Raw genomic sequence first — 5,860 nt, forward strand, 5'->3', positions numbered from 1 at the left:
GGGACGCCCGACGTCCCGGCGCCGGGTGGAAGAGGTCGTCCTAGAAGAGGTCGTCCTCGTGCACGAAACCGACGAGGTCCTTGTTGACGTTGTCGTGGTCGAGCACCAGCGCCCAGAACTCGCCCTCGTACATCTGATCCGTGACGGCCACCAGGGCGACGTCGTGCCCGGCCTGGATGACGCCGTAGCCGCAGGCCATCAGCGGGCAGCTGTGCGCCCACATCTCGGCGGCCGGGCGGTTCGGACCCTCACCGACCGAGGTGCACGGTTGGTGGACGTTGTCCTGGTACAGGGCCGTCGTGTCCACGAAACCCGCGATCGGCAGGGTCGGATTGGCCGGGTGGTCGGTGAGCACCATGTTCCAGAAGATGCCGGCGTTCGAGGTGTAGCAGTACGCCATCACGAACGAGTTCGCCGGGACCTCGTGGTAACCGCAGCTCAGGGAGGCGCACTGGCGCACCCACGCGGTCGTGCTGGTGTACGTCGTGACGACGGACTCCTGGGCACCCACCATCTCGATCGCCGGGCTGTTCCCGGAAGTGGCTGCTGCCGGCACCTGGACGTCGACCGCGGGCGTTGCCGGGGCGGCGGTCGCGCTCGGCGCGAGCGCGGCGACGACGGCCAGAGCCGTCGCCAGAGCGCCCAGGAACGATCTGAACTCGTGCATCAACTGTTCCTCTGCGGGAGAGGCGCCGGGAGAGCCCGAAGCCGAGGGTGAGAAGGCGCTCCGGGCATGGAGGTGAGCCGGCAGCGCGTCCAGATCGTCTCGGCGCTGCGTCCCGTCGTCAACGAACCGGTCCCGCCGGCGGGAAAGCGCGCGCGGCGGCCTCCGGCACGACCTCGCCCCAGCCCGCGCTCACGGGTCGACGCCGGGCGCGAACTCCTCTTCCGGACGTGTTCGCGCCCCGGCTGCCACGCTTCCGCCCCGGGTGCGGCGGGCCCGAGCGGGAAGGAGGCCGAGCCGCGCCCGGCGGAGCGGCACCGGCGGCGGGTCGTCCTCCCCTGGTCCGGCCGTGTCGGCGAGCGGCAGGACGGCGCGGAGCCGGAAGCCCCCGGCGGGCGTGCGGGCGGTGTCCAGGCTGCCGCCGAGCGCGGCCAGCCGTTCGCGCAGCCCGGTCAGGCCGTGGCCGGTGGACAGGGGGCCGCGGTGGGCGGCACCGTGCCCGCCCTCGTCGTGGACCTGGATCTCGACGTGGTCCGCGGCCCAGGTCAGCAGCACCTCGACGGACGCGCCGGTGCCCGCGTGCTTGGTGACGTTGGTCAGGGCTTCCTGCGCCACCCGGTACACCGCGAGGTCCACGGTCGGCGCGACCGGCCGCGGATCGCCGACGACGCGCGACTCGACCCGCAGCCCCGCCGCCCGGAACGAGTCCAGCAGGGCCGGGAGGTCGTCGACGCCGGGCTGCGGCTCGGCCGGCTCCCCGTCGGCGCGCAGGACCTCCAGCATCCGGCGCAGCTCACCCATCGCGTTCTCGCCCAGGCGCTGGATCGTGTCGAACGCGCGCCCGGCCCGGGCCGGGTCGCGGTCGACCACCCGCCGCCCGCCCGCGGCCTGGAGCACGATCACCGTGACCGCGTGGGACACCACGTCGTGCAGTTCCCGGGCGATCCGGCCGCGCTCCTCCGCGACGGCTTGGTGCGCCTCCAGCTCCCGCCTCGCCTCCAGCACCCGCGCGTGCTCCCGGCTGGTCCGGACCCACCGGCCGGTCGCCCACACCGACAGCGGCAACAAGGTCAGGTAGGCGGCCGCCGCGACGTCCACGACGAGGTCTTCGAGCCCGCTGGGGTCGAAGTCGGGCGTGGAGCTGGCGAACGCGTAGAGCAGCGCGCCGGCCAGCGCCACGCCCGCGACCCGCACCCGGCACCGCTCGGCGACGGTGAACAGGGCCAGGTACACGACGATCTCGGGGCGGAAGTCGAAGCCGCTGACGGGCGAGGCCAGCACGGCCACCGACAGCACCACGACGAACACCGCCAACGGGTGGCGGCGCCGGGCCATGAGCACGACGAACACCAGGCCCAGGTACCCCAGGGCGAACCAGAAGTCCGGCTCTTCCGGCCGCAGCGGGACGTGCGAGTAGAGCACCACGTCCATGGCGCCCGCCGCCAGGGCAAGCCCGACGTCCGCGGCCACCGGGACGAGGCGGCTCCACGTCATGAGCAGCGGGCGCAGTTGACGATGTTGTGCTTCGCGCACGCCTTGTCGCCCGGCGGGTAGGGCCCGCCGGCGAACTCGAACGCCGCCCGCGCGTCGCCCCCGTGGGCGGCGACCGCCTCCTCCAGCGCGACCGACTCGGGCATCACCGCGTTCGGCGCGTGTCGTGAGGCCGCGGCGAGGTCGAGGACGGCGAACTCCGCGCCGGCGACCCGCAGGGCGTTCACCCCGGTCGGCGGGATGCGCTCGACCGGGCCCTCGTCCGCACCCGCGAGCACGACCTCGACGTCGAGGCTGCCGTCCAGCAAGCCGGGCGGCGGGTCGGGCACCACGACCCGGGTCGGTTCGACCAGCCACCCGGCCGCGACCCGACCTCCCCCGGTCCGCGCCTCGGCCCCCGCCTCGATGGAAACGACGACGTGTGCTGCCGTCATGGTTACCCCCTGGCAAATCCGTTCAGGTCACGGCAGCGAAGAGCAGCGTGCCGCTGTCCCATCGTCCAGCCCCGGACCGACCTTGGGCATCCCCGCACGGGATTACCACGAACGAGTGAACACCCAATCGTGTGATGCCCCCGCTGGGCAACGGAGGCGCGCCGACCGAGTGTCCACCTACGACAGTGCGACCTGGACAGATCCCGGCGTGACCGGTCACCGAGCGGACATCCGGGGCCGGGAGTACCCGGCCGAATCCGCTGTGGACCGACGAGGCCCGGCGGTGGTCGCGTGCACTACTTCGACGGCTCCGCGTGGTTCCCGTGGTCGGACACCTGCGCCTCGCCCCACGCGTGCAGGGCCTGGACCAACCGCGGGTCGGAGGTGCGGAAGTCCAGCGAGGCGCCGGTGTCCAGGTCGCCGTAGACGATGGCGATGCCGGCCGCGCCGGCCGAGAGCTCCGCGAGGCCGGGCATGGCCGTTCCGTGGATCCGGGCCGGGTCGGCGAAGTCCCCGGAGCGGAAGCGTTCCGCCTCCTCCGCGAGGTGCTCGCGGATCAACGCGACCTGGGCGGCGTCGTCGACCTCGTCGGCGACGACCTCCTGCCGCAGCCCGTCGCCGGTCGGGAGGAACCGGTGCGTGGTCCGCTCCAGGTCGAACGGCATGACCGCCCGGCCCTTCTCGGCGACCTCGGACTGCCGGGCGGCCTGCCGCGCGTCGTCGTCCGGCACTGCGCACGCACCGACCGCCACCAGCAGCGTGATCAGTCCGAGGAGGAGGTTACGGCGCATCAAGACGTCCTGCTTCCGTGAGTAGTCGCAGCGCTTCGATGACGGAGCGGCGTCGCGCGGCGGGAACGTTGTCGAGCAATGCGGACAACCGGTCCGCGCGGCGACGAACCACCCCGCCCGCGACCTCACGTCCCTTGTCGGTCAACCGCAGGAGGCGGGCGCGCCCGTCGTCCGGGTCGGGGACGCGTCGCACCCAACCGCGCTGCTCCAGCCCGTCGACCAAGCGGCTCGTGGAGGACTTGCCGAGGCCGACCCGCTCGCCGAGGACGCCTTGGTGCAGCCCCCCGGCGCGCAGGACGGTGATCGCGTGCGCCTCCGCGGTCGACATCGGCGCGCCACAGGGCGTGGTCTCGGCGTCCAGCAGGCCGAAGCCGCGGACGAAGTCCACGAACACCTCGGCGAACTCCTCGTGGGGCGAGCCGCCGTCCCGATCCGACATAGTTCCACCCTAGAACTACTTGGTTCCAGGGTGCAACTACTTTGCGCCCGCCGTGGCGCGCCGTCCACGTCCTCCCCGCGACTGCGACCCAGGCCACCACCACCCGGCGGGCGCGGTCAGCGCGCGAACTCGGCGAACCGGGTCAGCGTGCCGCTCCAGCCGCCCAGCCCGTCGAAGGCCGCGCGCAGCGCCTCGGCCCGCTCGCCGAAGCGCTCGAGGTGGCGGTGACGCAGTTCCAGCCGGGTGCGGTCCGGGGACTCCTCCACGAAGTCGATCTCCACCTCGGTCTCCAGCGACGGGTCGTAGGTCCAGTCGGCCCCGATCTGCCACAGCAGCACGAGCCGGTTCGGCGGCGACCACCGCGCGACCCGGCCCCACGAGCACTCGCTGCCGTCCTCCCCGCGCTCGAACCACCGCCCGCCCTCGCGCGGTTCGACCACGACCTCCGCCAGGGGCGCCGTGCCGATCGAGTGCTCGGACGGCCAGAAGTCCGTCATCCGCGCGGTGAACAGCTCGAACGTCCGCCGCACCCCGAGGGGCACGGTCACCGTCTTGTGGACGACGATCTCCGTGGTCGCTTCGGCACCCATCTCGATCAGCTCTCCTCGCGCTCGGCCTCGGCCGCCGCCAAGGCGGCGAAGTTGTCCAACGTGCTCGACCAGAACCGGTCGAGGTAATCGCGCACCACGTCCAAACCCCTGGGGTTGACGCGGTACAGCCGCCGCGTGCCCGCCGCGGCCTCCACCACCAGCTCCGCCTCCTTGAGGACCTTCAGGTGCTGCGACACGGCGGGCCGCGACACCGGCACCCGTTCGGCCAGCACCCCCACCGCCAGCGGCCCGTCGAGCAGCCGTTCGAGGATCAACCGCCGTGTCGGATCACCCAACGCGTCCAGCACGGCACCAGCGGAAGCGGTCACATCGGTAAGTCTGGACTAACGGAGTGGCGCCGTCAACCGTTCGTCGCGACTTACCGAAGCCTCGACGAGGCTTCCCCGACCCACCACGCACATTGACACCGCCCGAACCTTCCCGAGAATCTGGAAAGCGCTTTCCACCTGACTGGAGAACCCCTCGGTGACCTCGTCCGACCCCCAGCGCGGACGCCGTGACCCGGGCTCCTCGCACACCCTCGGCCGCCTGTTCCGGCCGCACCCGCTGCCCGCGGGCGACGTGAAGCTCGCCGACACGAAGCTCATCCGGTCGGCCAGGTCGAGCCGGGCCGCCGCGGACACACCGCTCATCGCCCGCAGGGACCCCGCATCCGCTCGGGCTCGGCGTAGAAGGGCACGGACCCGGACGCGCCGCCGAGCGCCCCTTCCACGTGGTGGACGCCGAAGACCACGACGCGGTCGTCTGCCGCCAAGAAAGTCCCGCGACTCGTGCGCGGCAGGCCGGCGCGGTGACCGTCGGCGAAGGCCTTCCAGGCCACGACCCCGCCCGAGAACGCTGAAATTTGCGAATATAGTTTCGAATTATTGCGAAACAAGTCCCCGGCACACCCCTGTTGGCCATACCGCGACCGGAGCACCGGACACCCCACGACAAGGGCCTTTCACCTGGGCTTCCGGCGAAGACCCAAGATCGCACTTAACCGGTTCGTCGGTGTTCATGCATGTAAACCTCGGCCTCAGACCGACCTCAGCCGGGCCTTGATCGGCCAAACTGTTTCGGTTAATACTGCTTAACGTTTCGAACCGAACAGCGTGTGGCTACGAGGAACGCCGCCACCCGCACCGAGCGGACCATCGACCGCTCCGACCCAACCCACCCCCACCCGCGCTACCGCGGGTGCTCCCCAGAAAGCGCCGAACATGACGCTGACAGCGAAGTCAGTCTCAAGAGTCGCACTCGTGTCGACCCTGGTCGCCGCCGCCGCGGGCGCCGCGGTGCTCGTGGCCGCGCCCGCCAGCGGTGCCGCCTCCACGCTCGCGGCGGCGGCCCAGCAGAGCGGGCGGTACTTCGGCACCGCGGTCGCGGCCAACAAGCTGGGCGACTCGACCTACGTGGGCATCCTGAACCGCGAGTTCGACATGGTCACG

At 72.0% G+C, this 5,860-nt stretch carries 7 protein-coding genes and 1 pseudogene; 1 reads left to right on the top strand and 7 read right to left on the bottom strand.

From position 1 onward, the window contains the following. Positions 1-40 precede the first annotated feature (40 nt). From ABTZ99_RS44405 to ABTZ99_RS44435, 7 genes are all read right to left on the bottom strand, one after another. Positions 41-667 (bottom strand): hypothetical protein, encoded by a 627-nt coding sequence (locus tag ABTZ99_RS44405; protein WP_498777227.1) that lies wholly within the window; start codon positions 665-667, stop codon positions 41-43. 189 nt (positions 668-856) lie between these two features. After that, complete coding sequence (locus ABTZ99_RS44410; RefSeq protein ID WP_499619189.1) at positions 857-2,158, bottom strand: sensor histidine kinase; 1,302 nt, start codon at positions 2,156-2,158, stop codon at positions 857-859. Further along, entirely contained in the window at positions 2,155-2,589 is a 435-nt protein-coding gene (locus tag ABTZ99_RS44415; RefSeq protein WP_498777223.1) for a hypothetical protein, read from the bottom strand. Before ABTZ99_RS44415 ends, ABTZ99_RS44410 begins: the two co-directional genes overlap by 4 nt. Positions 2,590-2,885: 296 nt before the next feature. Beyond that, positions 2,886-3,380, bottom strand: a complete 495-nt coding sequence (locus ABTZ99_RS44420) for a hypothetical protein (RefSeq protein WP_498777221.1) — start codon at positions 3,378-3,380, stop codon at positions 2,886-2,888. Then, complete coding sequence (locus ABTZ99_RS44425) at positions 3,370-3,819, bottom strand: MarR family winged helix-turn-helix transcriptional regulator (RefSeq protein ID WP_498777219.1); 450 nt, start codon at positions 3,817-3,819, stop codon at positions 3,370-3,372. Before ABTZ99_RS44425 ends, ABTZ99_RS44420 begins: the two co-directional genes overlap by 11 nt. A 116-nt stretch (positions 3,820-3,935) precedes the next feature. Continuing rightward, positions 3,936-4,409 (bottom strand): SRPBCC family protein, encoded by a 474-nt coding sequence (locus tag ABTZ99_RS44430; protein ID WP_499619192.1) that lies wholly within the window; start codon positions 4,407-4,409, stop codon positions 3,936-3,938. A gap of 5 nt (positions 4,410-4,414) precedes the next feature. After that, on the bottom strand, positions 4,415-4,738 hold the full coding sequence (locus tag ABTZ99_RS44435; protein WP_498777215.1) for an ArsR/SmtB family transcription factor: 324 nt from the start codon (positions 4,736-4,738) through the stop codon (positions 4,415-4,417). A gap of 933 nt (positions 4,739-5,671) precedes the next feature. Here ABTZ99_RS44435 and ABTZ99_RS44440 point away from each other — a divergent pair. Beyond that, positions 5,672-5,860, top strand: a pseudogene (locus ABTZ99_RS44440) (endo-1,4-beta-xylanase); the annotation flags it as partial.

This window comes from Actinosynnema sp. NPDC002837 (genome assembly GCF_040295345.1).
Classification (GTDB): domain Bacteria; phylum Actinomycetota; class Actinomycetes; order Mycobacteriales; family Pseudonocardiaceae; genus Actinosynnema.

Bases quoted from the DNA above. Each gene is read 5' to 3' on its own strand.
- ABTZ99_RS44405 (WP_498777227.1), bottom strand. From the start codon at position 667: ATGCACGAGTTCAGATCGTTCCTGGGCGCTCTGGCGACGGCTCTGGCC.
- ABTZ99_RS44425 (WP_498777219.1), bottom strand. From the start codon at position 3,819: ATGTCGGATCGGGACGGCGGCTCGCCCCACGAGGAGTTCGCCGAGGTG.
- ABTZ99_RS44415 (WP_498777223.1), bottom strand. From the start codon at position 2,589: ATGACGGCAGCACACGTCGTCGTTTCCATCGAGGCGGGGGCCGAGGCG.
- ABTZ99_RS44430 (WP_499619192.1), bottom strand. From the start codon at position 4,409: ATGGGTGCCGAAGCGACCACGGAGATCGTCGTCCACAAGACGGTGACC.
- ABTZ99_RS44420 (WP_498777221.1), bottom strand. From the start codon at position 3,380: ATGCGCCGTAACCTCCTCCTCGGACTGATCACGCTGCTGGTGGCGGTC.
- ABTZ99_RS44410 (WP_499619189.1), bottom strand. From the start codon at position 2,158: ATGACGTGGAGCCGCCTCGTCCCGGTGGCCGCGGACGTCGGGCTTGCC.